The following is a 24,427-nucleotide window of genomic DNA, read 5'->3' as shown; positions in this document are numbered from 1 at the left end:
ATGCGACAAGACAAACTCACCACCAAATTTCAGGAAGCACTGAGCGACGCCCAGACGCTGGCGCTCGGCAACGACAACGCCTACATCGAACCGGCCCACCTGCTGGTCGCGATGCTGCGCCAGGACGACGGCCCGCGTGCCCTGCTGGAGCGTGCCGGCGTCAACGTGCCCGGGCTGCTGCAGGCGGCCGAAGGCGCCATCAAGAAACTGCCCCAGGTGCAGGGCCACGACATCGTGCAGGTCGGCCCCGAGCTGGGCAAGCTGCTGCAGGCGACCGAGAAGGAAGCCATCAAGCGCAATGACCAGTTCATTGCAGGCGAACTCTTTCTGCTCGCCGTGGCCGACAGCAAGGCCGACATCGGCAAGATCGCCAAGGACAACGGCCTGAGCCGCAAATCGCTCGAGGCCGCCATCGAGGCCGTGCGCGGCGGACAGGGCGTGAACAGCGCCGACGCCGAAGGCCAGCGCGAAGCCCTCAAGAAATACTGCCTGGACCTCACCGAGCGCGCCCGCCTGGGCAAGCTCGACCCGGTCATCGGCCGCGACGAGGAAATCCGCCGCGCCATCCAGGTGCTGCAACGCCGCACCAAGAACAACCCCGTGCTTATCGGCGAACCCGGCGTGGGCAAGACCGCCATCGTCGAAGGCCTGGCCCAGCGCATCGTCGCCGGCGAAGTGCCTGAGTCGCTCAAGGGCAAGCGCGTCCTGTCGCTCGACATGGCCGCGCTGCTGGCCGGTGCCAAGTTCCGCGGCGAATTCGAAGAGCGCCTGAAGACCGTGCTCAATGAACTCGCGAAGGACGAAGGCCAGACCATCGTCTTCATCGACGAGCTGCACACCATGGTCGGTGCCGGCAAGGCCGAAGGCGCAATGGACGCCGGCAACATGCTCAAGCCCGCGCTCGCACGCGGCGAGCTGCATTGCGTGGGCGCGACCACGCTCGACGAATACCGCAAGTACATCGAAAAAGACGCCGCGCTGGAGCGCCGCTTCCAGAAGATCATCGTGGGCGAGCCGAGCGTCGAAGCCACCATCGCCATCCTGCGCGGCCTGCAAGAGAAGTACGAAGTGCACCACGGCGTGCAGATCACCGACCCGGCCATCGTGGCCGCGGCCGAGCTGTCTGACCGCTACATCACCGACCGCTTCTTGCCCGACAAGGCCATCGACCTGATCGACGAGGCCGCGGCCAAGATCAAGATCGAGATGGACTCCAAGCCCGAGGTCATGGACCGCCTGGACCGCCGCCTGATCCAGCTGCAGATCGAGCGCGAAGCCGTGCGCCGCGAAAAGGACGAAGCCTCGCAGAAGCGCTTCGGCCTCATCGAGGACGAGATCACCAAGCTGCAAAAGGAAATCGCCGACTACGACGAGATCTGGCAGGCCGAGAAGGCCCAGGCCCAGGGCAGCGCGCACGTGCGCGAAGACATCGACAAGATCAAGTTCCAGATCGAAGAGTGGAAGCGCAAGGGCGACTTCAACAAGGTCGCCGAGCTGCAATACGGCCAGCTGCCGGCGCTCGAGAAGCGCCTGAAGGAAGCCGAGGAGAGCGAGGCGAGCAAGGGCAAGTCCAGCGCGCCCACGCTGCTGCGCACGCAGGTCGGTTCGGAAGAAATCGCCGAGGTCGTGGCGCGCGCCACCGGCATCCCGGTCGCCAAGCTGATGCAAGGCGAGCGCGACAAGCTGCTCGTGATGGAAGACAAGCTGCACGAGCGTGTGGTCGGCCAGGACGAGGCCATCGGTGCGGTCGCCAATGCGATCCGCCGCTCGCGCTCGGGCTTGTCGGACCCGAACCGCCCCACGGGTTCGTTCCTGTTCCTCGGCCCCACGGGCGTGGGCAAGACCGAGCTGTGCAAGGCGCTCGCGGGCTTCCTGTTCGACAGCGAAGACCACCTGATCCGCATCGACATGAGCGAGTTCATGGAGAAGCATTCGGTCGCCCGCCTCATCGGCGCGCCGCCGGGCTACGTGGGCTATGAGGAGGGCGGCTACCTCACGGAAGCCGTGCGCCGCAAGCCCTACAGCGTGGTGCTGCTCGACGAGGTCGAGAAGGCCCACCCCGACGTGTTCAACGTGCTGCTGCAGGTGCTCGACGACGGTCGCCTCACGGACGGCCAGGGCCGCACCGTGGACTTCAAGAACACCGTGATCGTGATGACCAGCAACATCGGTTCGCCGATCATCCAGGCGATGGTGGGCCAGCCGAGCGAGGAGATCAAGGAAGCGGTGTGGGACGAGCTGAAGAACTACTTCCGCCCCGAGTTCCTGAACCGCATCGACGAGACCGTCGTGTTCCACGCGCTCGACGCGAAGAACATCGAATCGATCGCCGCGATCCAGCTCAAGGTGCTACAGGCGCGCCTGGCGAAGATGGACCTGGGCCTGCAGGTGTCGCCTGCGGCGCTGGCCGAGATCGCCAAGGTCGGCTTCGACCCGGTGTTCGGTGCCCGTCCGCTCAAGCGCGCCATCCAGCAGCGCATCGAGAACCCGCTCTCGCGTCTGTTGCTCGACGGCAGCTTCGGGCCGAAGGACACGATCGAGGTCGAAACCGACCCGATCCAGTCGCCGGGCCAGTTCTCGTTCCGCAAGGGCGGGGAACCAACGGCGGCTGCATCGGCCTAAAGTCGGATGATGAACTTCATTCTTCGCGTCATTCTTCTGCTCCTGGGGCTGGTCTTCGCGGCCAGCCTGGCCGTGGCGGCCCTGCTGCTGGCGGCGGTGTGGGGTGTGCGCTACGCCTGGGGGCGTCTCACGGGCAAGCCCGTGACGCCCTGGGTCATGCGTTTCAACCCGCGCTCGGGTTTCGACCGTTTTCGCCATGCGGCACAGCAGCCGGCCGAACCCACCGCGGCCGACGTGGTCAGTGCCCGTGCGCGCGGCGAATCGGTGCGCAGCCCGGTCGTTCTGGGCCCGACCGACGATGTGACCGACGTGCGGGCCCGGCCCGTGCGCGGCGACTGAGCCTCAGGATCTCGGCGGTGAGCGCGCAACGCGCCACCAGTTCCTGAGCCGCATCGGACACCCGGTGCCGGCATCCCCTGGATGAGGGATGCTCGTTCATGAGCCCCGACCTAAGCTCGCTCCCATCACCTGGAGGGGCGACGAGGCATGGTCAACGAGGGCAGTTTCTTCGGATGTAACCGGCTGGCTGATCTGCGCTGCGTGCCGGGCCGCTCTTCCTCCCTCCTTCTCTTGTTGGCGGTCGTCTTCCTGACGGCATGCACCACCACGGCAGAGATCACTCCCGACGGCACGCTCGTGCGCCACTACTTCGGCTACGTGCGCGTCGTCGTGCCGCAAGCCGCCGCCGACCAGCCTGTCTACACCTCCAACACGTCGGTGCTGGGGCTCTATGCGGGCAACGGGGTCGGCATCGGCTATGTGCGCGACCGCCGGGTGGTGGTTCCGTTGGACTGCCGCCTCGTCGTGCTCGTGGCCAACCAGCAGCAGCTCGACCACGCGATGCAGCGCCTGAACGCCATGGGGAAGACCGGGGGGCTCTGCGCCGCGGTCGATCAGGGGATCGTCAACACCGAAAAGAGGGAACTCCAATGAAACCTTTGCCTTGTCGTTTCTTGCGCGCGCCGTCCGGACATCGTGCGGCGCTCGCTGCGATGGCGTTGTCCGCTGTGACGCTGCTGTCGGCGTGCGACAGCACGCCCCGGCACACCAATGTCCTGATGTTCGGCACGAACACCAAGCTCGCGCTCGACGTGTCGCAGGACCCCGCCACCGGCATGGGGGTGTCGCTGGGATACAAGCGGCAGGAAGCTGTCTGGATGCCGCTGCTGCCCAACCTCACCAAGGAGTATGTGCCGGCATCTTGCGAGTCCGTGGACCCCAAGGGCGCATGCCCCAAGTACGTGGGCAACCAGGGCGGCGACTATGACACCTACTCCGTGCTGGCCAGCTTCGGCTTCGACGTGAGCGGTGGCGGAACGCCGCCCGCCGGCGTGAACGGCGGGGGCAAGGTGGCGCAGTTCTTCGCGACAGGTCTGGCCGCGCGCGTGCTCGCTCAGACCGGCGGCGCCGCACTCGTGAACACCGGTGAGCTGCCCCTGACGCCTTCACAGAAGATGGCGCTCGGAAAGCTGCAAGGGGAGGTCGAGAGCAGCCGCAAGAGCATCCTCAGCGTGATGGCCGATATCGGCGATGCCAGCAAGATCGATGTCGCTCGCAGGGACGCACTGCTCGCCAAGGCGCAGAAGCAACTCAGCGCGCCGGGGCTGGCGGCCTTCAAGGCGGCCACCACGCGTGCGGCGATGGCGCAGGCGCTGCTCGACTTCAGCATCGACGCGGCCGAGCTGACCAAGTTTGTTCCTGCGTGACGGCGCTTCCGTCGCTTGATCCAAAGGAGGTATCGCGTGGCTACAACAAGGGCAGTCAAGAGAGTTCGGCTGGATCTTTTTCCAGGCGATGACGCCGGTCTGCTGGCGGCCGAACAACGTGCGCACGATCTGGAGGAAACCATGGACGTGACGATCCTGACCGTGAGTGCTACGGTGCTCTGGCAAAACCATCTCCCGGGACTCACGACGCCCGGTGAAAGGGTGCAGCTCGGCGAAGAGGTGCGGCTGGTGATTGCGACGCAGGACTGAGCCCGAGCGCGTCAGGCGTATAGCGCCTCGATCTCGTTGGCGTAGGCCTTGTAGATGCTGGAGCGCCGCACCTTCATGGTGGCGGTGACTTCACCGTCGTCATGGTCCAACTCTTTGGTGAGCAGATGAAAACGTCTGATCTGCGACACCTGCGCCAGCTTCCCATTGCCGCGCGCCACTTCGGCCTCGATCAGCGCGCGCACCTTGGGTTCTTCCACCAGCGAACGGAAATGCGTGAAGGGCAGGCGCTGCGCCTCGGCCCATTTGCCGACCGTCTCGTAGTCGATCTGCAGCAGCGCGCCCACGAACTTGCGGCCGTCCGCCACCACGATGCATTCCTTGATGAAGGGGCTGCCCTTCATGGTGTTCTCGATCTCCGAGGGCGTGAGGTTCTTGCCGCCGGCGGTGATCATGATGTCCTTCAGCCGGTCGACGATGCGCAGCTGCCCGCCGGCTTCCTCGCGCACCACGTCGCCCGTGTGCAGCCAGCCGTCGCGGATCGATGAGGCCGTGGCCTCGGGGTTCTTGTAGTAGCCCTCGAACACCATGTCGCCGCGCACCAGCAGCTCGCCGGCTTCGCCCACGCGGTGCTCGGTGCCCAGCGTGGGCGGGCCGACGGTGCCGATGGTCACGGCATCGGCGCGGTGGCCCGAGACCATGCCGGTCGATTCGGTGAGCCCGTACACCTCGACCAGCGGCACGCCCAGCGTGCGAAAGAAGCGCACCACGTCAGCGGGAATCGGCGCCGCGCCCGTGAGCGCGATGCGCGCGCGGCGCAGGCCGATGAAGTTTTGCAGGGCGCGCAGCACGGTCCAGTAGGCGAGGGCGAAGCGGCCGCGCTCGGCCAGCGTCCAGGCGCTGCGCGGTTTCTCGGCCAGCGGCGCGCAGGCCTCGATGGCCTTGCGGAACAGCGCGCGCTGCAGCCGCCCGGTTTCCTGCATCTTGATGCTGATGCCCGCGTGCAGCTTCTCCCAGATGCGCGGCACGCCGAGGAACATGGTGGGCGCCACTTCGCGCAGGTCTTCCTGCACGGTGCGGATCGATTCGCCGAAGTTGACCTGCGAGCCCAGGTACAGCGGCACGAAGGCCGTGAGCATCTGCTCGGCCACGTGGCACAGCGGCAGGTACGACAGGTGCGTGGTGCCGCCGTCGAGCCCGAGCCGATCGACGATGCCGGGCACGACGCCGCGGATGTTGCGGTACGAAATCATCGCGCCCTTGGGCTTGCCGGTGGAGCCCGAGGTGTAGATCATCAAACCGATGTCGGCGAGCGTCTGGCGTTGCAGCGCGGCGTCGATGAGCGCGGTGCCGTCGCGTGCCAGCACCTCGGCGCCGGCCTGCTCCACTTCCGCAAAGGTCGCGATGCGCTCGCGCACTTCGGGCGGGTAACTCGCCAAGCCCTTGGTCTCGATCACGACGATCTTGCGCAGGCGCGGCAATTGGTCGAGCGCGTCGAGCACCTTGTCGGTCTGCTCCTGGTCCTCGCAGACGATCACCTCGATGTCCGCATGGCCGACCACGTAGGCCACCTCGTTGCTCGGGCTGGTGGGGTACACGCCCACGGTCACGGCGCCGATGAGCCCCGCACCCATCTGCGCGAGCAGCCATTCGACGCGGTTCTCGGAGATCACGCCCAGGTGCCCGCCGGGCGCGAGGCCCATCGCGTGCAGGCCCAGGCCGAAACGGCTGGCGCGCTGCAGGTAGCCGGCCCAGTCCAGCGGATGCCAGATGCCGAAGTCCTTCTGCCGGATCGCAATGCGCTGCGGCTGCAGGCGTGCCTGCTCGCGCAGCATCTGCGGCAGCGTGAGCGAAGGGAGCAGGTTCGTCGTCATGACAGCCAGCGCTTGCGGCGCTTGTAGTGCTTCAGCTCGCGGAAGCTGCGCGATTCGCCGCTGCCGCCCACGCCCAGGTAGAACTCGCGCACGTCGGGGTCGGCCGCGAGGCGCTCGGCGCTGCCGTCGATCACGACCTTGCCGCTTTCCATGATGTAGCCCGTGTGGGCGATGGCCAGTGCCACGCTGGCGTTCTGTTCCACCAGCAGCATCGAGGTGCCGCGCTCGGCGTTGATGCGCGCGATGATCGTGAAGATGTCCTCGACCAGCTTGGGCGACAGGCCCAGCGAGGGTTCGTCGAGCAGGATCAATTGAGGCTGCGCCACCAGCGCACGCCCGATGGCGAGCATCTGCTGCTCGCCGCCCGAGAGGTAGCCCGCGAGGCCCTTGCGGCGCTCGTGCAGGCGGGGGAAGTAGGCATAGACGTCGTCGAAGTTGCGCGATGCCGACGCAACGCCCGTGCGCCCGGTCAGCGCGTAGGTCGCGGCCACCAGGTTCTCTTCGACCGTGAGGTCTTCGAACACGCGCCGGCCTTCCATCACATGGCTCAGGCCGCGCCGCACCAGCTGCTGCGGCGCGAGCCGCTCGGTGGGTGCGCCGTCGAACACGATGCGCCCGGCCTCGACCTCGCCGTCTTCCAGCGCGAGCAGGCCCGACACCGCCTTCAGCGTGGTCGACTTGCCCGCGCCGTTGCTGCCCAGCAGCGCCACGATCTGCCCGCGCGGCACGGCCAGCGACAGGCCGCGCAGCACCTGCACGACCTTGTTGTAGACCACCTCGATGTTGTTGACCTCGAGCACGAGGTCGGGCGGTGCCGCGCGCGCGTCCATCGTGTCGGTCAGTTCAGTGCGATCCAGTCCGACGCCGGCACCATCTTCTGCGCCTTCATGTCGGCCTTGTAGACGCGTCCCACGGGAATCGAATTGCCCTTGATGGTGATCGGCGTGCCGATGATCCCACCGGTGTCGAAGTCCTTGATGGTGTTGAGCGCGGCCTTCAGGTTCTTGCCGTCCAGCGGCTTGCCGGCGTCGAGCGTGCGCTTGGCGGCCTCGGTGAACAGCATCGCCGTGAGGAAGCCCTGCGTGTAGGCCGTGCTCTGGTACTCGGGGCGCAGTGCGCGGATCTTGTCGAGCATCGGCGCCTTGGCCGAGGTGTCGTAGTAGTAGCGGTAGGGCATGACGCCCATGAAGCCGTCGCCGCCTTCGCCCATCTTCATGACGGTGGAGCTGTCCATGGTCCAGAAGGTGCCCATCCACTTGCTGGTCATGCCCATCTGCTTGCCCTGCTGCACGAACTCGGGAATGGGCGCGAGGATGTAGCCGTGGAAGATGGTGTAGTCGGGCGCGGCGCGGCGCAGCTTGATGACCTCGGTCGACACGTCGACACTGCCCGCGGGCGTCATGAGCTTCACCGGCACGCTCAGGCCCAGCTTCTTGGCAGCGGCTTCGCTGGCCTCGATGGGGTCGCGGCCGAACTCGGAGTCGGAGTACACGAAGGCCACCTTCGCGCCCGGCTTTTCCTTGGCGATGTGGCGCAGCAGGATGCCGATCTGCTCGGTGTAGTCGGGGCCGACCAGGAACTGGTTCGGGTACTTGGCCGGGTCGTTCAGCTCGGTCGCGAACGAGGCGCCCGCCATCAAAATCTGGCCGCCGCGGTCCAGCTCGGGGTTGATGGTCTTGGAGAAACCGGTGGAGTCGCCGTAGTAGAGGTTGACCTTGTTCTGGCTCGTGATCTTCTTGAAGGCCGCCACCGACACGTCGACCTTGTAGCCCGTGTCTTCCGGCACGTAGCGCAGCTTGCGGCCCTTGATGCCGCCCGCGTCGTTGACCATCTTCACGTAGTCGGCAATGCCGGCATTGATGCCCACGCCCGCGAAGGCGAACACGCCGGTCATCGGGATCGAGCCGCCGATGACGATGTCCTCGTTGCCTTGCGCATTCGCGAACGGCACGGCGGCCGCGAGGCCCGCGGCGATCAGCAGGGCGCGGCGCTGGGGGGAAAGCTTCTTCGTTGTCTTGGGCATGTGTGTCTCCTGGTTCTAGTTACGAAACGGCCATAGATGGAAAAAGCGGCGCAGGCGCCGCCACACTTCTGCGAGCCCGTGCGGCTCGAACACCAGAAATCCGACGATCAGCAGGCCGAAGACGACGGTGCGCACCGGCGAGAGGAACACGGTCATCTCGACGCCACCCGGCAGCAGGTCGACCACCAGCTTGAGCAGCTCGGGCACCATGGTCATGAACACCGCGCCGAAGATGCCGCCCAGGATGGTGCCCATGCCGCCGACGATGATGGCGGCCAGGAAGAAGATCGACATCAGCAGCGGAAAGCTCTCGGGCGTGACCACGCGGAAGAAGTAGGCCCACAGGCCACCCGCCACGCCGGCGTAGAAGGACGACAGCCCGAAGGACAGCAGCTTGTAGCGCAAGAGCGGAATGCCCAGCACCTCGGCCGAGATGTCGCGGTCGCGGATGGCGATGAAGGCGCGCCCCACGCGCGTGCGAAACAGGTTGGCCGCACCGAGCACCATCAGCACCATCACCGGCACGATCACCCAGTACAGGCGGAACGACGTGTCCAGCGGCAGGCCGAAGAGCTGCGCGGGCGGCAGCGAGATGCCCGTGGTGCCGCCCGTGAGCTTGAGGTTGGCGAACAGGAAGTGCGTGATGAACGATGCGGCGATGGTCGCGATGGCCAGGTACAGGCCCTTCACGCGCAGCGACGGGATGCCGACAACCAGCCCGCCGAGCATGGCGACCACGCCGCCCGCGAGGATGTTCAGCAGGAAGGGCGTGCCCAGCCGCGTCTGCATGATCGCGACGGTGTAGGCACCCAGGCCCATGAACGCGGCCTGCCCGAGGCTCACGAGGCCCGTGTAGCCCGTGAGGATGTTCAGGCCCGTGGCGCTCGCGACGTTGATGGCGACGAGGCACGCGAGGTACAGCCAGTAGTCGCTGGCCATGAATGGGAACAGCACGAGCAGCGCCGCGCCGATCGCGAGCCACACCTTCTGCGTGCGCGAATCGAACAGCGCCGCGTCGGCGATGTAGCTTTGCTTGAGGGTGCCGATGCGCATGGCTAGAGTCTCTCGATCTCGTGCGTGCCGAAGAGCCCGTACGGCCGCACCATCAGCACGAACACCAGCACGATGAAGGTGGCGAGCAGCTTGTACTCGCCGCCCAGGTAGGAGCCGGCCAGTGCCTCGATCAATCCGATGAGCACGCCGCCGACCAGCGCGCCCAGCACGCTGTCGAGCCCGCCGACGATCACCACCACCAGCACCGACAACCCGAACACGCCCATCGACGACGAGATGCCGCCGATGGCGCCGACGATGATGCCGGCCACCGCCGCGATCATGGACGAGGCCACCCAGGCCAGCGAGAACACGCGCGGCACGTGGATGCCCATCGAGTACGCCGCCGCCTGGTCCGAGGCCGTGGCCCGCAGCGCCACGCCGCCGCGCCAGAAGCGGAACAGCAGCAGCACGAGCCCGATCAGCACCACCGCGATCAGCGCGCCGTAGGCGATCTTCGGCGCCAGGAAGGCCTCGCCGACCATCACGGGCGTGTTGGGCAAAAACTCGGGCAGGCGGCGCTGGTCGGCAGTCCAGATGATCTCGACCAGCCCGACGAGGATCGAGGCCAGCCCCACCGTCACCATGAACACCGAGATCGGCGGTTCGCCCAGCAGCGGGCGGATCATGGTGCGCTCGATCACCGCGCCCAGCAGGCCGGTGCCGATCACCGAGCCCAGCACCGCCATCCAGATCGGCAGCGAGAAGCTCGCGGCGAAGGTGAAGAACAGGTAGGCGCCGACCATCAGCATCTCGCCGATGGCGATGTTGACCACGCGCGTCGCCTTGTAGACCAGCACGAAGGCCAGCGCCGCCAGCGCATACAGGCCGCCGCCGGCGATGCCGGTGAGCGCGATCTCGAAGAGGTAGGCCCAATCCATCAGGCGGCTCCCACGGCAGCTTCGCCGCGCAGCCGGCGACGCAGCTCGCCCACGTCGCCCGCGCCGAGGTAGGCGCGGATCACTTCCGGGTCGGCCTGCACCTGCGCCGGCGTGCCCTGCGCAATCACCTGGCCGAAGTTGAGCACCACCACGTGGTCCGACAGGTCCATCACCATGCCCATGTCGTGCTCCACCATCAGCACCGTGATTCCCCACTCGCGCCGCACATCGAGGATGAAGCGCGCCATGTCTTCGGTCTCCTCGCGGTTCATGCCGGCCACGGGTTCGTCGAGCATCAGCACCTTGGGCTGCATGGCCAGCGCGCGCGCCATTTCCACGCGCTTCTGCAGGCCGTAGGGCAGGGCGGCCACCGAGGCGTGGCGGATGTGGTCGATCTCGAGGAAATCGATGATGCGTTCTTCCACGTCGCGGCGCAGCTCGGCCTCTTCGCGGCGCGCGCGGCCCAGGTAGAAGAGGGCGTCGAACACGTTGCTCTTCAGGTGCGCGTGGCGCCCGAGCTTGATGTTGTCGAGCACCGTCATGCCGCGGAACAGCGCGATGTTCTGGAAGCTGCGCGCCAGGCCGAGCGCGGCGCGCTTGGGGGCGGGCAGGCGGGTGATGTCGGCGCCCTCGAACAGCACGCGGCCCTGCGAGGGTTTGTAGAAGCCCGAGATGGTGTTGAACAGCGAAGTCTTGCCCGCGCCGTTGGGCCCGATCACCGCGGTGATGGAGCCGGGCGCGACGCTGAAGCCGACATTGGTGAGCGCCTTCACCCCGCCGAATGCCAGCGTCAACGCCTCGGCCTGCAGCACCGGGGCCGGGGCGGAAGGTGCGGACATGGAGGTATCCCGTCGAGTCTCGTCAGGCATGGCTAAGGGGCGCGCCGCAAGGTCAGGGTTTGTGTCCAGCAGCGAAATGCTACTGGCCCGTAAAATTCCTACTGGCCGGTAATGTCCGTGTTCGCCGCAGTTCGCGGCATCGGGACTTTCCCCGCCCGCACAAACCCCATGCCCCGTTCCACCGCCGTTCCTGCTTCAGCCTCTCCGTGGGCGCCTGCCGACCGCCGTGCGCAGCAGCGCGAGGTCAAGCGCATGGCCGTGTTGCGCACGGCCGCCCAGCTCTTCAACGAGCGCGGCTTCCACGCGACCTCGCTCGACGACATTGCCGAGCGGCTCAACGTGAGCAAGCCCACGCTGTACTACTACATCGAGAACAAGGACCAGATCCTGCTCGAGTGCGTGAAGATGGCGCTGGACCTCATGCAGACCGGCATCGGCGAGGTGCGCGTCGCGGGCGGCAGCGCCATCGACCAGCTCAAGGCCTGCATGCGCATCTACTCGGGCGTGGTCACGCAGGACTTCGGCATGTGCGTGATCCGCATCGGCGAAGACCCGCTGCCCGATCCGCTCAAGAAGGAACTGCGCCGCCTCAAGGCCGGCATCGACGGGCATTTCCGCCGCCTGATCGAGGAGGGCGTGGCCGAAGGCGCGCTGGCGCCCTGCGACCCGAAGATGGCGGCCTTCATGCTGGCCGGCGCCCTGAGCTGGATCGGCCGCTGGTACCGCCCCGACGGCGACCTCACGCCCGACCAGATCGCCGACCAGGGCATCGAGTTGCTGCTCAACGGCGTGCTGCAGCGCGCCCCTACCCAAGTGAACCCATGACGACCCAAGAGACTTCTTCTTCCCCTCTGCTGGTGGGCCGCGAAGGCGCGGTGGCCACGCTGCGCTTCAACCGGCCGGCCGGGCTCAACGCCATCGACGTGCCGATGGCCACTGCCTTCCTCGCCGCCGCGCGCACCCTGGCTGCCGACAAGAGCGTGCGCGCCGTGCTGCTGAGCGGCGCGGGCAAGGGCTTCATGGCCGGCGGCGACCTCGGCGTGCTGAGCGCCGACCCGAAGCAGGGCGCGGCCGACCTCATCGGCCCGCTGCACGAGGCGCTGACCGTGTTCGACGCCATGGACGCGCCGCTGGTCGCGCAGGTGCACGGCGTGGCGGCCGGCGCAGGCCTGAGCCTGATGCTGCAGGCCGACTTCGTGCTCGCGGCCGAGGGTACGCGCTTCAACCTGGCCTATGTGAACGTCGGCACCAGCTGCGACGTCGGCGCGTCGTGGGCGCTGCCGCGCCTGGTCGGCATGCGCCGCGCGCTCGAGATCGCGATGCTCGGCGACACCTACGACACCGCTGCCGCCGAACGCATGGGCCTCATCAACCGCGTGGTGCCCGTAGCCGAACTCGAATCTGAAGCGATGGCCCTCGCGCAGCGGCTGGCCAAGGGCCCGACCGTGGCGCTGGGCCACCTGCGCCGGCTGATGCGCGGCTCGCTCGACCGCGACCTGGCGAGCCAGCTCGATGCCGAGTCGACCGCGTTCCAGTCGTGCGCGGCCACCGCCGATTTCCGCATCGGCCTCGATGCCTTTTTCGGCAAGAAGCCCGCGGCCTTCACCGGCCGCTGAAGAATTCCTTGTTTTCGTTTTTTCAATCCAGGAGATCCATCCCATGACCCAACGCGACATCTTCGTGGTCGGCACCGCCCGCACCGCCATCGGCACCTTCGGCGGCGCGCTCAAGGACGTGCCCAACACGCAACTGGCCACCACCGCCGTCAAGGCCGCCATCGAGCGCAGCGGCGTGGCGGCCGACGCCATCGGCCATGTGGTCATGGGCAACGTGATTCCCACCGACGTGAAGGACGCGTACCTGAGCCGCGTGGCCGCCATCGACGCGGGCTGCCCGATCGAGACGCCGGCCTTCAACGTGAACCGCCTGTGCGGCTCGGGCCTGCAGGCCATCGTGTCGGCGGCGCAGGCCATTGCGCTGGGCGACTGCGACATCGCCATCGGCGGCGGCTCCGAATCGATGAGCCGCGGCCCGTACTTCGACACCTCGGCGCGTTATGGCGCACGCATGGGCGACGCGGTGCTGGTCGACTACATGCTGGGCATCCTGCACGACCCGTGGGAGAAGATCCACATGGGCATCACGGCCGAGAACGTGGCCGCGCGCTACGGCATCACGCGCGAGCAGATGGACGAACTGGCCGTGACCAGCCAGCAGCGCGCCGCCGCCGCCATTGCCGCGGGCCGCTTCAAGGAACAGATCGTTCCGGTCGAGGTGAAGACGCGCAAGGGCGTCGTGCTGTTCGACACCGACGAGCACGTGCGCGCCGACACCACCGTCGACACGCTGTCGAAGATGAAGCCCGCGTTCAAGAAGGACGGCCTCGTGACCGCCGGCAACGCCTCGGGCATCAACGACGGCGCCGCCGCCGTGGTGCTGGCCGAAGGTGGCCGCGTGAAGGCGCTGGGCCTGAAGCCGCTGGCACGCCTCGTGGGCTACGCGCATGCGGGCGTCGAGCCGGCGTACATGGGCATCGGCCCGGTACCGGCCACGCGCAAGGTGCTGGAGCGCACGGGCCTGAAGGTCGGCGACTTCGACGTGATCGAGTCGAACGAAGCGTTCGCGGCGCAGGCTTGCGCGGTCATCAAGGAGCTGGGCTTCGACCCCGCCAAGGTGAACCCCAACGGCTCGGGCATTTCGCTGGGCCACCCGGTGGGCGCGACCGGCGCGATCATCACGACGAAGGCGATCGCCGAGCTGCACCGCACGGGCGGCCGCTATGCACTCGTCACGATGTGCATCGGCGGCGGGCAAGGCATTGCCGCCGTCTTTGAACGCGTTTGAGGGCACACTCGCGGGCATGCTCCGCCCCCCACTCCTGATCGATCCCGACGAGGTCGAGATCAGCGCCATCCGCGCGCAGGGGGCGGGCGGGCAGAACGTCAACAAGGTGTCGAGCGCGGTGCACCTGCGCTACGACATCCGTGCCAGCTCGCTGCCGGCCGACGTGAAGGAGCGGCTGCTCGCCCTGCGCGACAGCCGCATCACGCAGGAAGGCGTGTTCGTGCTCAAGGCGCAGCAGCACCGCACGCAGGAGATGAACCGTGCCGACGCGCTCGCGCGGCTGCAGGCGGTGATCGACAGCGTGGCCACGCCGCCGCGCGTGCGGCGCGCCACCAAGCCCACCTACGGTTCGAAGCAGCGCCGGCTCGAAGGCAAGAGCCAGCGTTCGCAGATCAAGAGCCTGCGCGGGCGGGTGCAGGACTGACGCGCTTGTTCCCGCGCAGCGCCGGATCTGCGGCGTCACGCCGGCCAGGCTGATCTGCGCGTGGTGCGGCATTCTGGTGCGTCTGTAACTTGTGTCATCTGTTTCAAACAAACCGCAAGTCCCCGTTTGCACGCCCGAAACATGCGGCAAGCAAAATGGAAGGCATGAGTGCTTTCGTTTCGCGCGTCGTGTCGGCGTTGCTAGTGACCTTCGCGTGCATCGGACTGGCCGGCTGTGGCCAGGAGGGGGTGGGCGGGCAGGCCGCAGTCTCGCCGGCCGCGCCGGAGCTTTCGTGGGAGGCGCTGATTCCCAAGGAGTGGGACCCCACCAAGCGCTACCGCAACATCAGCCTCGAAGCGCTGCGCGACAACGACCCGCGCGCGATCCAGATGCTCGACGAGATGCGCGCCGTCTGGGACAACGCGCCGGTCAACGTCTCGCTCGACGGCAAACCCGTGAAGCTCTCGGGCTTCGTCGTGCCGCTCGATGCCACGCAAGACGGCATTCGCGAATTCTTGCTGGTGCCGTACTTCGGCGCCTGCATCCACACCCCGCCACCGCCCGCCAACCAGATCGTCCACGTGATCGCGCCCGCGCCCGTGAAGGGGCTGCACGCCATGGACACGGTGCGCGTGAGCGGCATGCTCAAGGCGGCGCGCTACGCGTCGGCCGACATGGGCGTGAGCGGCTACGAGATCGCGTCGGCGGCGGTCGAGCGGGTCACGGTCACGCAAGGGCCGTGAAGGCCGCCAGCTCGCTCAAGGCCGGCTCCAGCAGCCGGTAGCTCAGCCGCTCGGCCACCCGGAACGCGCCGAGCCCTTCGTAGAACGCGATGCCCCGTGCATTCGTGGCCTTCACGGGCCAGTCGATGCGGTGGCACCCCTGGGCGACGGCGCGTGCCGCCACCCAGGCCATGAGCGCGCGACCCGCCCCGGCGCTGCGGTGGCCCGACTTCACGTAGAGCTCCTTGAGCTGGCAGTGCTTGCGTTGTTCAGGCGCGAAGTCGACCAGCGAAAAGACCCAGGTGATCGCGGCCAGCCCGACCACGGTGCGCGCGTCTGTCGATGCCACCACGAGCTGGTGCGGCGAGCCGGGCGCCAGGAGATTGCCCAGCAGGTGGTCGCGCACCAGCTCGTGCGGCACGCGCGCGCCTTCGTTGTAGAAGGCGTGCAGTTCGGCCAGCAGCTCGACGAGCGAGTCGTGTTGGGCTTCGGACACGAGATCGACGTGCATGGCATTTCCTTGATCAGAGTTTTCCCGAAAAAGCGGCATTCCATCATCCGCGCCAACGCCCGCATCCACAGGCCGGGTAGTTGCAATTAAGAACATTCTGATACGATCTTTTTTGCCACTGCAACGCACTGGGGCACGTGGCGACAACGGAAGAAAACACCACCAAGAAGCCCGTTTCGGGAGGAGAAAAATCCATGTCGGTTCAAGTTGCGGCGCCTGTGCGCCAGCCTCGCGTGCGCCTGTCCGGCGCGTTCCTCGGTGCCGTGCTGGCACTCACCCTTGGTGGCTGTGCAAGCCACTATGTCGACGGGGCCCTCAAGGACATCGACGCAGCCACCTATGTCAAGCCCGCAACGCCGGCGCCGGTGCAGGTGCTGTTCGACTTCGAGACCAAGGGCGTGTCCAACAGCCGCGCGACCGAGGCCCTCAAGAAACAGGTGATCTCGCAGGTCGAGGCCAGCGGCCTTTTCTCGACGGCGGGCGAGAAGCCGGTGCCCAACGGCGCGATGCTGGGGATCAAGATCAACAACGTGCCGGTGCAGGACGACGCGTTCAGCAAGGGCGTGGTGGCCGGCATGACCTTCGGCCTGGCAGGTTCGCAGGTGTCCGACGGCTACATCTGCACCGTGAACTATGTGATGCCGGGCAAGGCACCCGTGGTCAAGGTCGTGCGCCACGCGATCCACACCACCGTGGGCGCCTCGGCGTCACCGGGCAATGCCACCAAGGCCAAGACCCTCGAGGATGCGGCCATCACCATGACGCGGCAGATCGTGGGCAACGCGCTGAACGCCCTGTCGCGCGACCCCGCATTCAACTGATGGCCGGCTGAACGTTCAACACCCACGAGAAACAGGAGAGTTCAATGATGTCGCTGCAAACTTGGCGCAAGTTTTCGCTGCTGGCCGGCGCCGGCGTTCTGGCGCTGCTGACCGGCTGTGCGCAGGTCAAGCTCAGCCCGCCCACGGCCTCGATCGAGAACACGCAACTGGCCAGGTCGTCGATCACGGCGCCCGTCGCGGTGGCCGATTTCACGTCGTCGGCGCAGGCCAAGAGCGACGACAAGGGCTTGAGCATTCGGAGCAACACCTTCTTCTCGCCGTACGACAGTTCGTTCGCGAAGTACCTGCAGGAGGCGTTGAGCGTCGAATTGCGCTCGGCCGGGCTGCTCGATCCCGCGAGCAAGACCGTGATCGGCGGTGAGCTCACGAAGAGCACTGTCGACGCCGGTGCGTCGCAGGGTACCGGCGCGCTGGGCGCGCGGTTCAAGGTCACCCGTGGCGGCACGGCGGTCTATGACAAGGAACTGGTCGAGAACGACAGCTGGCCATCGTCCTTCGTGGGTGCGGTCGCCATTCCGGACGCGGTCAATCACTACACGGCGCTGTACCGCAAGCTGGTGGCGCGCCTGTTGGCCGATGAAGCCTTCAAGGCGGCAGTGAAGCCGTAAGCGCACTTTTTCCGGGCACACGCAAAGCCCACTTGCCTTGCCGGCGAGTGGGCCTTTTCATTTCTGGCCGGCAAGCCGAGCGCCCGCGCGCATCGGTCCGGACTTTTCACGACGATCTTGTTACTCCCCTGCAAAGCCCTCGTGCAACTAGATTGGCCGTCACGCCAACCGGCGTGCTCATCGATCCATGAGAGCCACTTCGAAAAGGACAAGAACCATGAACCCGGCCTACACCGGCGGTTGCGCATGCGGCGCGATCCGCTACGAGATTTCAGGGGAGCCCGTGTACCAGAACGACTGCCAGTGCCTGGACTGCCAGCACAAGAGCGGCACGGGCCACGGCTCGTACCTCAGCTTCGCGGGCGCCGAGGTGAAGCAGACGGGCACGGCGACGCTGTGGCAACTCACGGCCGACAGCGGCAACGTGAAGACGCGCGCGTTCTGCCCGACCTGCGGCTCGCCCGTGTACATGACCTTCGCCGCGACGCCCGAGGTCTTCACCGTGCATGCCGGCAGCCTCGACGACCCCGGGCGCTACCGGCCGCAGGCGGTCACGTACGCGGCGCGCGGGCACGCCTGGGACTTCCTCGATCCGGCGCTGCAGAAGTTCGAAGGGATGCCGCCGGGCTGAACCCGGTCGGTCAGCCCATGCGCTGGGACAGGAAGTCGAGGAACGAAGTGATGCGCGCCGACAGCTGCGTGTTGCGGTAGTACACGGCGTTGACGGGCTGGCGCACGTCGACCGTGTCCTTGGGCAGCACCTGCACCAGTGCGCCGCTGGCGCGGTCGGTGGCGGTCATGAAGTCCGACAGGCAGACGATGCCCACGCCGGCCAGCGCCAGCTGGCGCAGCGTCTCGCCGCTCGACGCGACCACGGTGGGCGTGATGGTCCATTCGTCGCCGTGCACCCCGCGCAGCGGCCAGCGGTTGAGCGACTCGGGCTGGGTGAAGCCCAGCAGCGCATGGCCGGCCAGTTCGTCGACCTTGCGCGGCTTGCCGTGGGCGTCGAGGTACGCGGGGCTCGCGAGCACGCGCAGCCGGTGCGTGCCGAGCGGGCGCGCATGCAGCGTGGAATCGCGCAGCGGGCCGATGCGGATCGCCACGTCGGTGCGCCGCTCCAGCAGGTCGATGGGCAGGTCGTCGGTGTCGAGCTCCAGGCTGATCTGCGGATAGAGCCGGCGGAACTCCGGCACCAGCGGCACGATGGCGTGCAGCATGAAAGGCGAGGCCGCGTTCACGCGCAGGCGGCCGGCCGGCTGCTGGCGGCGCGCGGCCATGTGCTCTTCGGCGTCGTCGATCGCATCGAGGATGGCGCGCGTGCGCTGCAAGAAGGCGGCGCCTTCCTCGGTGAGTTCGAGCCGCCGCGTGGTGCGCCGCATCAGCGTGGTGCCGAGCTTCTGCTCGAGCCGGCTCAGCGCGCGGCTGATGCCCGACACGGTCTGGCCCAGCTGGTCGGCCGCGGCGGTGATCGAGCCGGTGTCCACCACGGCGCGGAAGGCGACCAGTTCTTCGATGGTGGTTTTCATGGCGCCCGTGTGGGGGAAGAGGCGCGCGCGGTCAGGCCGCGGCTTCGGCCTCTTCGGGCATGTCGATGCGCGGCATCAGCGCGGCCAGCGCCTCGGCGTCGGTGCGGTAGCTGAAGAGCATCGGCCCCGGTGCGAGCAGGCCCGCGCGTTCCAGCACCTGCATGGCCGGCAGCTTCATGCCGCTCAGGTGCAGGCGCACGCCCTTGGATTCCATCAGCCGGCGGATCGAGCCGAACACTTCGGCACCGGTGATGTCGATGCGGTTGATGGGTTGCGCGAACAGGCACACGTCGGTCAGGTCAGGGCGCTCGGCCAGCGCGACCGTGAGCGCGCGCTCCAACGTGGAGGCGGAGGCGAAGTCGAGTTCGGCGTCCATGCGCACCGCATACAGCTGCGGCGCGAGCGGCGGCAGCTTCCAGAGGTGGCGGTCGCGCAGGCTGCCGTCGGGATGCAGGCCCACTTCGATGATGCGCGGGTGCAGGTGGCGGTACATGTAGTGCGCCAGGCTGGCGAGCAGGCCGCCCAGCACGCCCCAGTAGATGCTCGGCGCGGTGGCGATGGTGAGCACGAAGGTGCCGAAGGCGATGCCGGCTTCGAGCTTCGAGATGCGCCACAGCGCCGTGAAGCTCGACGGCTTCACCAGCCCGAGGATGGCCGTGACCACCACCGCCGCCAGCACGGCCTGGGGCACGTGGTACAGCAGCGGCATGAGCCACAGCAGCGCGCCGGCCACCACGGCCACGCTGAACAGCGTCGCCCACCCGGTCTGTGCGCCCGCGTAGAGCGTGATGGCCGAGCGCGAGAACGACGAGCTGGTGGGGAACGACCCCGTGAAGCCCGAGGCCAGCTTGGCCAGGCCCTGGCCGATCAGGTCTTGGTTTTCGTTCCACAGCGTGCCGGCGCGGCCGTTGTCGACCTTGGCGCTCGACGCGGTTTCGAGAAAGCTCACCAGCGTGATCATCAGCGCCGGCAGCACCAGCGCGCTGAAGGTGTGCGCCGGCAGCAGGCCGGGCCAGTAGAACGAGGGCAGGCCCGAGGGCAGGGCGCCCACCACGGCGCCGCCGCGCAGCGCGTAGTTGATGCTCCAGCTGATGGCCGCGGCGCCAGCCACCAGCGCCATCGTGGTCGGAAAGCGCGGCACCCAGCGCTTGCCCAGCCACAGCACGGCGATGCTGCCCAGGCCAAAGGCGATGGCCGTCAGGTCGGGCAGCGGTCCGCCCTGCAGCACCTGCGGGATGGTGCGCCCTGTGAAGCCCAGCAGCGCGGGCAGCTGTGAGATCGCGATCAGCACCGCCGCGCCCTGCGTGAAGCCGATCAGCACCGGCGAGTTGACCAGCCGCAGCAGCCAGCCGAAGCGCCCCGCGCCGAGCACGATCTGGATCGCGCCCGACATCAGCGTGAGCCACACCGCCATCGCCACCCACTCCTCGCTGCCCGCCACCGCCAGCGGTGCGAGCGACGCGCCGACCAGCAGGCTGGTGAGCGCGGTCGGCCCCACCGACAGCCGCTGCGACGAGCTGAACATCACGGCGATGAGCGCCGGGAACAGCGCCGCGTACACGCCCGTGACCAGCGGCATGCCGGCCAGCGCCGCATAGGCCACGCCCTGCGGCAGCACCATCAGCGCGACGGTGATGCCGGCCATGGCCTCGTTGCGCAGCAGCGCGGCGGATGGGCGGGGCCAGCCAAGACAGGGAACCCAGCGTGCGAGGCGCTGGCGAAGAGACGGTGCGGGGGAAGAGGAGGGGGAAGCCGGATTCATGAAGCGGGGCGCGCGCACGGCGGGCACGCCGTGCGCGGAGAGCGGGAGAGAGAGAGAAAGAGCCTAGATCAGTGAGGTCGCGTTTTTCAGGACGTAGTCGCAGGCCTTTTCCTTGACCTTCGACGACAGCCCCTTGAGGTTGAGCGACTTGCCGTCGCCGCCCTTGAGCAGGCCCTTGGCGCCGCTCGCGAAGTCGTTTTCCTGTTTCTTCTGGCCGGTGATCTTGGCCAGCAGCTTGTCCTTGACGGAGGCGGCATCGCCGCCGAGGTAGTTGTTCTTGACGCAGTACTCGAGCACGCCGGCGGCGCTGCCGACGGTGCTGGAGCCGATGGCGGGCATCTTGAAGCCGCCGAGGCTGAGGCCGCTGAGCGCGGAGCCGCCGGCGCCGCTGTTGCTGCTGCTGCTGCTGCTGCCTTGCGAGTTGACCGCCGCGCCGGCCTGTTCTTTCAGCTGGTCGAGCAGGTTGTTGGCCTGCGCCGAGGCGCCTGCGGCGAGCAGGGCGAGGGCGACGAATGTGGAGCGAACGTGCATGGTGGCCTCCTTGGACGGACATGGGGGGAGAAGCGCCCACCAGCATACCGGAGAGCCCGGAATGTCTCTATCGCGCGGGGCACAGCGCCACGGGGTGCGCACGGCCCGCAAGAGCACGCGGTTCAGCCCCGGCGGAACAGCAGCACGGAGTTCGTGCCGCCGAAGGCGAAGGAGTTGCTGATGGCGGCCTCGAGCGCGGGTGCGGCGCTGTCGCCGGGGGCGACGAGGTTCATCCGGCAGTCGGGATCGACCTCGGCGCAGTTCGCGTTGGGCGGCAGCTCGCGCCGGTGCAGCGCGAGCACCGTGATCAGCGCCTCGATGGCCCCGGCCGCGCCCAGCATGTGGCCGTGCAGCGCCTTGGTCGAGCTGACGCGCAGGGCGTCGAAGTCGGCGCCCCAGACCTCGGCCAGCGCGTTGCGCTCGACGACGTCGCCGATGCGCGTGGCCGTGCCGTGGGCGTTGCAGTAGCCCACGTCGCGCGGCTGCAGGCCGGCCTGGCGCAGCGCGGCGCGCAGGGCGCGGGCCTGGCCCGGTGCGTCGGGCTTGGTGAGGTGGGTGGCGTCGCTGCTCAGGCCCCAGCCGGCCAGCGTGGCGTAGCGGCGGGCGCCGCGCGCGCGGGCGCGTTCGGCCGATTCGAGAATGAGGAAGGCCGAGCCTTCGCCCAGTGCGAAGCCGCTGCGGTCGGTGGCGAAGGGGCGCACCGCGCCGGCCGCTTCGCCGGGCTGGAAGCCGGCCAGCGTCTGCATGGCCTGCCAGGCCAGCACCACGCCCGGGACGATCAGCGCTTCGCTGCCGCCCGCGATGGCGATGTCGACCTCGCCGCGCTGCACCGCCTTGGCGGCCTCGGCGATGGCCACCGACGACGAGGCGCAGGCGACCGAGTACGTGAGCACCGGGCCCAGCACGCCGTTGCGCATCGCCACGTGGGCGGCCGGCGCGTTGGGCATGAAGGCGGGAATGGTGAGCGGCGAGACGCGCCCGTTGCCGCGGTAGGCGGCCTCGAGCGCGGCGGCGCCACCCATGCCGCAACCGGCGTAGACACCGACGCGTTCGGCATCGATGCCGGCATCGCCCAGCGCCAGGCCCGCATCGCGCAGGGCGAGGTCGGCAGCGGCCACGGCCAGCTGGCTCACGCGGTCGACGCCCGCGAGTTGCAGCTTGGTGAACCAGCGCGTCTCGTCGAAGGCGACCGTGGCGGCGGCGGCGGGTTTGGGGAGTTCGAGAAAGACCGGCGCGAGGGCCGAGCGGCCCTGCAGCAGCGCGTCGAACAGCGCGTCGGGCGCGTCGCCATGCGGCGCCATGACGCCCAGCCCGGTGACGGCGACTTCGTGCGTGCTCACGCTGTCTTGGCGGCCCGGACCTTGTCGACCAGCTGCGCGAGCTCGGCCAGGGTGTCGATGCTCGCGTCTTCGTCGGGCATGGTGATGCCGAAATGGTCTTCGATGGCGAACAGGAATTCGGCCAGTGCCAGCGAATCGAGTCCGCCGGTTTCACGCATCGAGGCGTGCGGGTCGAGCTTGGACGGTTCGATGCCGTACTTCTCGTGGATCAGGTCCTGCAATTCCTTCAGCGAACTCATCTGCGATGCCTGTCGTCTTGTGCCGCCGTTGATCGATGGGCTGCCTGTCCCTTGCGGGTGGCGGGCCACGGGTCGATCCCTTCCTCGTTCGGCCTGTGTTGATGATCAATGGTGATTGATGATATCCGCTTCGACCTTAGGGAAATCCTCGGGGCGGCCCCGGATCAACGACGACCGGGGCGCCAGCGCAGGGAGGGCAGCGCAAAGGCCAGCCCGAGCAGCGCGCCGGCCACCGCATCGAGCACCACATGCTGCTTGACGGCCAGCGTGGAATAGGCAATGGCGGCAAACCAGGCCCAGTTGATCGCCTGCAACAGCCATGGCGTGCGCGCCGCGCGCAGCACGTCGGCCAGGCGCACGGCCGTGAAGATGGCGACCGCCACATGCATCGAGGGGCAGGCGTTGCCCGCCGCGTCCACGCCCTGCAGCATCGCGAAGCCGGGGTAGCCCGAGACGTCGATGTCCAGCGGCGGGATCTGCGTCGGCCAGAAGTAGAAGAGGCCCAGGCCGCTCAGGCACAGCGCGCCGATCCACAGCCCGTAGACCACCAGCTCGCGAAACGTGAGCTGCAGCCCCGGCGCGAAGCCCACGTACACCCACAGCGACAGGTAGGCACCGAGCGTGTAGGGCTGGAACGGAATCAGGTGGTCCAGCGGCGTCAGCGGCATCACCGTGACCGGAAAGGCCGGGTTGCGCAGCAGGTGAAAGTAGCCGATGAAGAACAGCCAGGTGAAGGCCGTGGTGCCGATCGCCTTCAGCAGGAAATGGCGGCGGATGCGCAGCCAGATGTCGGCGGTCCACGTTGCAGGCCTGGCCTCGGCCGCGATGTGCAGGGGGATCGGTGAGTGCATGGTGTCGGTGTCGGTCGCCGATCTTGCCAGAGCACCATGGCGGGCCCCGTCCATGCCCTGCGGCATCAAAGGGTGGCCGGTCGCTTGCGATGCTGGAACGAGGTGGGCGAGCGCCCGGTGGCTGCCTTGAACATGGCGCAGAAGGCGCTGTCGGTGGCGTAGCCGCTGGCCGAGGCCACCTGGCTCACGGCCATGCCGCGCGCGAGTAGCGGCAGCGCGTGCGCCATCACGGCCTGCTGGCGCCATTGCTGCCAGCTCATGCCGAGCTGGTCGCGGAACAGCCGCGCCACCGTGCGCTCGCTGGCGCCGATGGCGGCGGCGCGCTCGGCCAGCGTGGCGCGGTCGGCCGGGTTGCGCAGCAGCGTCTCGCACAGCTGGCGCAGGCGCTTGTCGGAGGGCAGCGGCACGTCGATGCGGATCTGCGTGGCGCGCTCGACCTCGTCGACCAGCAGCGGCGCGATCATGCGTTCGCGCTGCGGCGCGTGAGGGTCGGCCGGCGGCAGGCCGTCGGGCGTGGTGTCGAGTGCGAGCATCAGGGCGCGCAGCAGCGGGCTGATCTCGAGCACCTCGCACTTCTCCCAGGTGGGCGCGATCCAGGCGTGCAGGTAGACGGTGCGCAGCTCGGCGTCTTCGATCAGCGTGATGCTGTGCGGCATGTTGGCCGGCACCCACAGCGCGCGCGAGGGCGGCACGATGTAGCTGCCATCTTGCGTGCTCAGGCGGATCACGCCGCGCGTCGAGAACGTGAGCTGCGGCCACGGGTGCTCGTGCAGCTCGACCAGCGTGTCGGCGCTCAGGAAGTGTTCCTTGGCGCGCAGCGGGCGCACCGCGTCGGGGGCGTACAGGTGCGGCGTGAGCGGGCCCACGCTGTTGGTCGGCGCGGTGGGCGCGCCGCGCGCCTTGGCGGGGGAGGCTGGCTCGGGAGCGGGCGGAGCGTGGGGGGGAACGGCGCTTGGCATGGTTTCGACAAATGTTGTCGCTGTATCGCCATTCTGCCGCGT

The 24,427-nt window shown here is 68.1% G+C and carries 27 protein-coding genes; 13 read left to right on the top strand and 14 right to left on the bottom strand.

The window, feature by feature from the left end:
• From clpB to AC07Q9_RS00500, 5 genes are all read left to right on the top strand, one after another.
• A complete protein-coding gene (gene clpB / locus AC07Q9_RS00520) occupies positions 1 to 2,622 on the top strand; it encodes an ATP-dependent chaperone ClpB (RefSeq protein WP_159277533.1) in 2,622 nt (873 codons plus the stop codon).
• Positions 2,623 to 2,631: 9 nt separating this feature from the next.
• On the top strand, positions 2,632 to 2,961 hold the full coding sequence (locus AC07Q9_RS00515) for a hypothetical protein (protein WP_495306878.1): 330 nt from the start codon (positions 2,632 to 2,634) through the stop codon (positions 2,959 to 2,961).
• A gap of 147 nt (positions 2,962 to 3,108) precedes the next feature.
• Positions 3,109 to 3,555, top strand: a complete 447-nt coding sequence (locus AC07Q9_RS00510; RefSeq protein ID WP_495306877.1) for a hypothetical protein — start codon at positions 3,109 to 3,111, stop codon at positions 3,553 to 3,555.
• Between the two features lie 59 nt (positions 3,556 to 3,614).
• Positions 3,615 to 4,328 carry a hypothetical protein gene (locus tag AC07Q9_RS00505; RefSeq protein WP_495306876.1) on the top strand — a complete coding sequence of 238 codons (714 nt, stop codon included), beginning with the start codon at positions 3,615 to 3,617 and terminating at the stop codon, positions 4,326 to 4,328.
• Between the two features lie 36 nt (positions 4,329 to 4,364).
• A complete protein-coding gene (locus tag AC07Q9_RS00500; RefSeq protein ID WP_489057397.1) occupies positions 4,365 to 4,598 on the top strand; it encodes a hypothetical protein in 234 nt (77 codons plus the stop codon).
• Positions 4,599 to 4,609: 11 nt separating this feature from the next.
• Here AC07Q9_RS00500 and AC07Q9_RS00495 read toward each other — a convergent pair whose 3' ends face one another.
• From AC07Q9_RS00495 to AC07Q9_RS00470, 6 genes are read right to left on the bottom strand one after another with little or no spacing between them, the layout of a single operon-like run.
• Complete coding sequence (locus AC07Q9_RS00495; protein WP_495306875.1) at positions 4,610 to 6,430, bottom strand: AMP-dependent synthetase/ligase; 1,821 nt, start codon at positions 6,428 to 6,430, stop codon at positions 4,610 to 4,612.
• Positions 6,427 to 7,260: an ABC transporter ATP-binding protein gene (locus AC07Q9_RS00490; RefSeq protein ID WP_495306874.1), complete on the bottom strand. Its 834-nt coding sequence runs from the start codon at positions 7,258 to 7,260 to the stop codon at positions 6,427 to 6,429. The genes AC07Q9_RS00495 and AC07Q9_RS00490 overlap by 4 nt, the downstream gene beginning before the upstream one ends.
• An 8-nt stretch (positions 7,261 to 7,268) precedes the next feature.
• Positions 7,269 to 8,453, bottom strand: a complete 1,185-nt coding sequence (locus tag AC07Q9_RS00485; RefSeq protein ID WP_095950765.1) for an ABC transporter substrate-binding protein — start codon at positions 8,451 to 8,453, stop codon at positions 7,269 to 7,271.
• Between the two features lie 15 nt (positions 8,454 to 8,468).
• Complete coding sequence (locus AC07Q9_RS00480) at positions 8,469 to 9,506, bottom strand: branched-chain amino acid ABC transporter permease (RefSeq protein ID WP_070059585.1); 1,038 nt, start codon at positions 9,504 to 9,506, stop codon at positions 8,469 to 8,471.
• A 2-nt stretch (positions 9,507 to 9,508) separates the two neighbouring features.
• Entirely contained in the window at positions 9,509 to 10,387 is an 879-nt protein-coding gene (locus tag AC07Q9_RS00475; RefSeq protein ID WP_056583166.1) for a branched-chain amino acid ABC transporter permease, read from the bottom strand.
• On the bottom strand, positions 10,387 to 11,226 hold the full coding sequence (locus AC07Q9_RS00470) for an ABC transporter ATP-binding protein (protein ID WP_492680976.1): 840 nt from the start codon (positions 11,224 to 11,226) through the stop codon (positions 10,387 to 10,389). The genes AC07Q9_RS00475 and AC07Q9_RS00470 overlap by 1 nt, the downstream gene beginning before the upstream one ends.
• A gap of 168 nt (positions 11,227 to 11,394) precedes the next feature.
• Here AC07Q9_RS00470 and AC07Q9_RS00465 point away from each other — a divergent pair, with 168 nt between their 5' ends.
• From AC07Q9_RS00465 to AC07Q9_RS00445, 5 genes are all read left to right on the top strand, one after another.
• Positions 11,395 to 12,051 carry a TetR/AcrR family transcriptional regulator gene (locus tag AC07Q9_RS00465; protein ID WP_495306873.1) on the top strand — a complete coding sequence of 219 codons (657 nt, stop codon included), beginning with the start codon at positions 11,395 to 11,397 and terminating at the stop codon, positions 12,049 to 12,051.
• Positions 12,048 to 12,842: an enoyl-CoA hydratase/isomerase family protein gene (locus tag AC07Q9_RS00460; protein ID WP_495306872.1), complete on the top strand. Its 795-nt coding sequence runs from the start codon at positions 12,048 to 12,050 to the stop codon at positions 12,840 to 12,842. The genes AC07Q9_RS00465 and AC07Q9_RS00460 overlap by 4 nt, the downstream gene beginning before the upstream one ends.
• Positions 12,843 to 12,885: 43 nt before the next feature.
• Positions 12,886 to 14,070: an acetyl-CoA C-acyltransferase family protein gene (locus tag AC07Q9_RS00455; protein WP_369632203.1), complete on the top strand. Its 1,185-nt coding sequence runs from the start codon at positions 12,886 to 12,888 to the stop codon at positions 14,068 to 14,070.
• A 16-nt stretch (positions 14,071 to 14,086) separates the two neighbouring features.
• Complete coding sequence (arfB, locus tag AC07Q9_RS00450; protein ID WP_495306871.1) at positions 14,087 to 14,494, top strand: alternative ribosome rescue aminoacyl-tRNA hydrolase ArfB; 408 nt, start codon at positions 14,087 to 14,089, stop codon at positions 14,492 to 14,494.
• A gap of 164 nt (positions 14,495 to 14,658) precedes the next feature.
• Positions 14,659 to 15,237 (top strand): DUF3299 domain-containing protein, encoded by a 579-nt coding sequence (locus AC07Q9_RS00445; RefSeq protein WP_495306870.1) that lies wholly within the window; start codon positions 14,659 to 14,661, stop codon positions 15,235 to 15,237.
• Here AC07Q9_RS00445 and AC07Q9_RS00440 read toward each other — a convergent pair.
• Positions 15,221 to 15,727 (bottom strand): GNAT family N-acetyltransferase, encoded by a 507-nt coding sequence (locus AC07Q9_RS00440; RefSeq protein ID WP_495306869.1) that lies wholly within the window; start codon positions 15,725 to 15,727, stop codon positions 15,221 to 15,223. The two genes, AC07Q9_RS00445 and AC07Q9_RS00440, sit on opposite strands and share 17 nt — an antisense overlap.
• Before the next feature lie 194 nt (positions 15,728 to 15,921).
• Here AC07Q9_RS00440 and AC07Q9_RS00435 point away from each other — a divergent pair, with 194 nt between their 5' ends.
• The 3 genes from AC07Q9_RS00435 (at position 15,922) to AC07Q9_RS00425 (ending at position 17,808) form a co-directional block, all read left to right on the top strand.
• Positions 15,922 to 16,548: a hypothetical protein gene (locus tag AC07Q9_RS00435; protein ID WP_495306868.1), complete on the top strand. Its 627-nt coding sequence runs from the start codon at positions 15,922 to 15,924 to the stop codon at positions 16,546 to 16,548.
• A 47-nt stretch (positions 16,549 to 16,595) separates the two neighbouring features.
• A complete protein-coding gene (locus AC07Q9_RS00430; protein WP_495306867.1) occupies positions 16,596 to 17,177 on the top strand; it encodes a hypothetical protein in 582 nt (193 codons plus the stop codon).
• Between the two features lie 217 nt (positions 17,178 to 17,394).
• Complete coding sequence (locus AC07Q9_RS00425; RefSeq protein ID WP_495306866.1) at positions 17,395 to 17,808, top strand: GFA family protein; 414 nt, start codon at positions 17,395 to 17,397, stop codon at positions 17,806 to 17,808.
• Positions 17,809 to 17,818: 10 nt separating this feature from the next.
• On the opposite strand, the gene AC07Q9_RS00420 is transcribed toward AC07Q9_RS00425, so the two are convergent.
• The 7 genes from AC07Q9_RS00420 to AC07Q9_RS00390 form a co-directional block, all read right to left on the bottom strand.
• Positions 17,819 to 18,703 carry a LysR substrate-binding domain-containing protein gene (locus tag AC07Q9_RS00420; protein ID WP_495306865.1) on the bottom strand — a complete coding sequence of 295 codons (885 nt, stop codon included), beginning with the start codon at positions 18,701 to 18,703 and terminating at the stop codon, positions 17,819 to 17,821.
• Between the two features lie 31 nt (positions 18,704 to 18,734).
• Complete coding sequence (locus AC07Q9_RS00415) at positions 18,735 to 20,465, bottom strand: SulP family inorganic anion transporter (protein WP_492680960.1); 1,731 nt, start codon at positions 20,463 to 20,465, stop codon at positions 18,735 to 18,737.
• A gap of 63 nt (positions 20,466 to 20,528) precedes the next feature.
• Complete coding sequence (locus AC07Q9_RS00410) at positions 20,529 to 20,996, bottom strand: DUF2501 domain-containing protein (protein WP_495306864.1); 468 nt, start codon at positions 20,994 to 20,996, stop codon at positions 20,529 to 20,531.
• Between the two features lie 122 nt (positions 20,997 to 21,118).
• Positions 21,119 to 22,336, bottom strand: a complete 1,218-nt coding sequence (locus AC07Q9_RS00405; protein ID WP_495306863.1) for a beta-ketoacyl-[acyl-carrier-protein] synthase family protein — start codon at positions 22,334 to 22,336, stop codon at positions 21,119 to 21,121.
• The gene (locus AC07Q9_RS00400; protein WP_070059577.1) at positions 22,333 to 22,575 is read right to left on the bottom strand and encodes an acyl carrier protein; all 243 of its coding nucleotides are present in this window, start codon (positions 22,573 to 22,575) and stop codon (positions 22,333 to 22,335) included. The genes AC07Q9_RS00405 and AC07Q9_RS00400 overlap by 4 nt, the downstream gene beginning before the upstream one ends.
• A gap of 164 nt (positions 22,576 to 22,739) precedes the next feature.
• A complete protein-coding gene (locus AC07Q9_RS00395) occupies positions 22,740 to 23,426 on the bottom strand; it encodes a phosphatase PAP2 family protein (protein WP_495306862.1) in 687 nt (228 codons plus the stop codon).
• Between the two features lie 65 nt (positions 23,427 to 23,491).
• Complete coding sequence (locus AC07Q9_RS00390; RefSeq protein WP_495306861.1) at positions 23,492 to 24,385, bottom strand: AraC family transcriptional regulator; 894 nt, start codon at positions 24,383 to 24,385, stop codon at positions 23,492 to 23,494.
• Positions 24,386 to 24,427: the final 42 nt, after the last annotated feature.

The sequence above is a fragment of the Variovorax sp. GW821-FHT09A10 genome (assembly GCF_059418385.1).
This window is presented reverse-complemented; position numbering and strand designations above follow the sequence as displayed.

Excerpts from the sequence above, each read along its gene's own strand:
- AC07Q9_RS00490 (WP_495306874.1), bottom strand. The coding sequence starts at position 7,260 with ATGGACGCGCGCGCGGCACCGCCCGACCTCGTGCTCGAGGTCAACAAC.
- AC07Q9_RS00415 (WP_492680960.1), bottom strand. The coding sequence starts at position 20,465 with ATGAATCCGGCTTCCCCCTCCTCTTCCCCCGCACCGTCTCTTCGCCAG.
- AC07Q9_RS00470 (WP_492680976.1), bottom strand. The coding sequence starts at position 11,226 with ATGTCCGCACCTTCCGCCCCGGCCCCGGTGCTGCAGGCCGAGGCGTTG.
- AC07Q9_RS00395 (WP_495306862.1), bottom strand. The coding sequence starts at position 23,426 with ATGCACTCACCGATCCCCCTGCACATCGCGGCCGAGGCCAGGCCTGCA.
- AC07Q9_RS00390 (WP_495306861.1), bottom strand. The coding sequence starts at position 24,385 with ATGCCAAGCGCCGTTCCCCCCCACGCTCCGCCCGCTCCCGAGCCAGCC.
- AC07Q9_RS00480 (WP_070059585.1), bottom strand. The coding sequence starts at position 9,506 with ATGCGCATCGGCACCCTCAAGCAAAGCTACATCGCCGACGCGGCGCTG.
- AC07Q9_RS00485 (WP_095950765.1), bottom strand. The coding sequence starts at position 8,453 with ATGCCCAAGACAACGAAGAAGCTTTCCCCCCAGCGCCGCGCCCTGCTG.
- AC07Q9_RS00410 (WP_495306864.1), bottom strand. The coding sequence starts at position 20,996 with ATGCACGTTCGCTCCACATTCGTCGCCCTCGCCCTGCTCGCCGCAGGC.
- AC07Q9_RS00465 (WP_495306873.1), top strand. The coding sequence starts at position 11,395 with ATGCCCCGTTCCACCGCCGTTCCTGCTTCAGCCTCTCCGTGGGCGCCT.
- AC07Q9_RS00460 (WP_495306872.1), top strand. The coding sequence starts at position 12,048 with ATGACGACCCAAGAGACTTCTTCTTCCCCTCTGCTGGTGGGCCGCGAA.
- AC07Q9_RS00420 (WP_495306865.1), bottom strand. The coding sequence starts at position 18,703 with ATGAAAACCACCATCGAAGAACTGGTCGCCTTCCGCGCCGTGGTGGAC.
- AC07Q9_RS00455 (WP_369632203.1), top strand. The coding sequence starts at position 12,886 with ATGACCCAACGCGACATCTTCGTGGTCGGCACCGCCCGCACCGCCATC.
- AC07Q9_RS00425 (WP_495306866.1), top strand. The coding sequence starts at position 17,395 with ATGAACCCGGCCTACACCGGCGGTTGCGCATGCGGCGCGATCCGCTAC.
- AC07Q9_RS00510 (WP_495306877.1), top strand. The coding sequence starts at position 3,109 with ATGGTCAACGAGGGCAGTTTCTTCGGATGTAACCGGCTGGCTGATCTG.
- AC07Q9_RS00400 (WP_070059577.1), bottom strand. The coding sequence starts at position 22,575 with ATGAGTTCGCTGAAGGAATTGCAGGACCTGATCCACGAGAAGTACGGC.
- AC07Q9_RS00495 (WP_495306875.1), bottom strand. The coding sequence starts at position 6,430 with ATGACGACGAACCTGCTCCCTTCGCTCACGCTGCCGCAGATGCTGCGC.
- AC07Q9_RS00445 (WP_495306870.1), top strand. The coding sequence starts at position 14,659 with ATGAGTGCTTTCGTTTCGCGCGTCGTGTCGGCGTTGCTAGTGACCTTC.
- arfB (WP_495306871.1), top strand. The coding sequence starts at position 14,087 with ATGCTCCGCCCCCCACTCCTGATCGATCCCGACGAGGTCGAGATCAGC.
- AC07Q9_RS00440 (WP_495306869.1), bottom strand. The coding sequence starts at position 15,727 with ATGCACGTCGATCTCGTGTCCGAAGCCCAACACGACTCGCTCGTCGAG.
- AC07Q9_RS00435 (WP_495306868.1), top strand. The coding sequence starts at position 15,922 with ATGTCGGTTCAAGTTGCGGCGCCTGTGCGCCAGCCTCGCGTGCGCCTG.
- AC07Q9_RS00430 (WP_495306867.1), top strand. The coding sequence starts at position 16,596 with ATGTCGCTGCAAACTTGGCGCAAGTTTTCGCTGCTGGCCGGCGCCGGC.
- AC07Q9_RS00475 (WP_056583166.1), bottom strand. The coding sequence starts at position 10,387 with ATGGATTGGGCCTACCTCTTCGAGATCGCGCTCACCGGCATCGCCGGC.
- clpB (WP_159277533.1), top strand. The coding sequence starts at position 1 with ATGCGACAAGACAAACTCACCACCAAATTTCAGGAAGCACTGAGCGAC.
- AC07Q9_RS00515 (WP_495306878.1), top strand. The coding sequence starts at position 2,632 with ATGAACTTCATTCTTCGCGTCATTCTTCTGCTCCTGGGGCTGGTCTTC.
- AC07Q9_RS00505 (WP_495306876.1), top strand. The coding sequence starts at position 3,615 with ATGGCGTTGTCCGCTGTGACGCTGCTGTCGGCGTGCGACAGCACGCCC.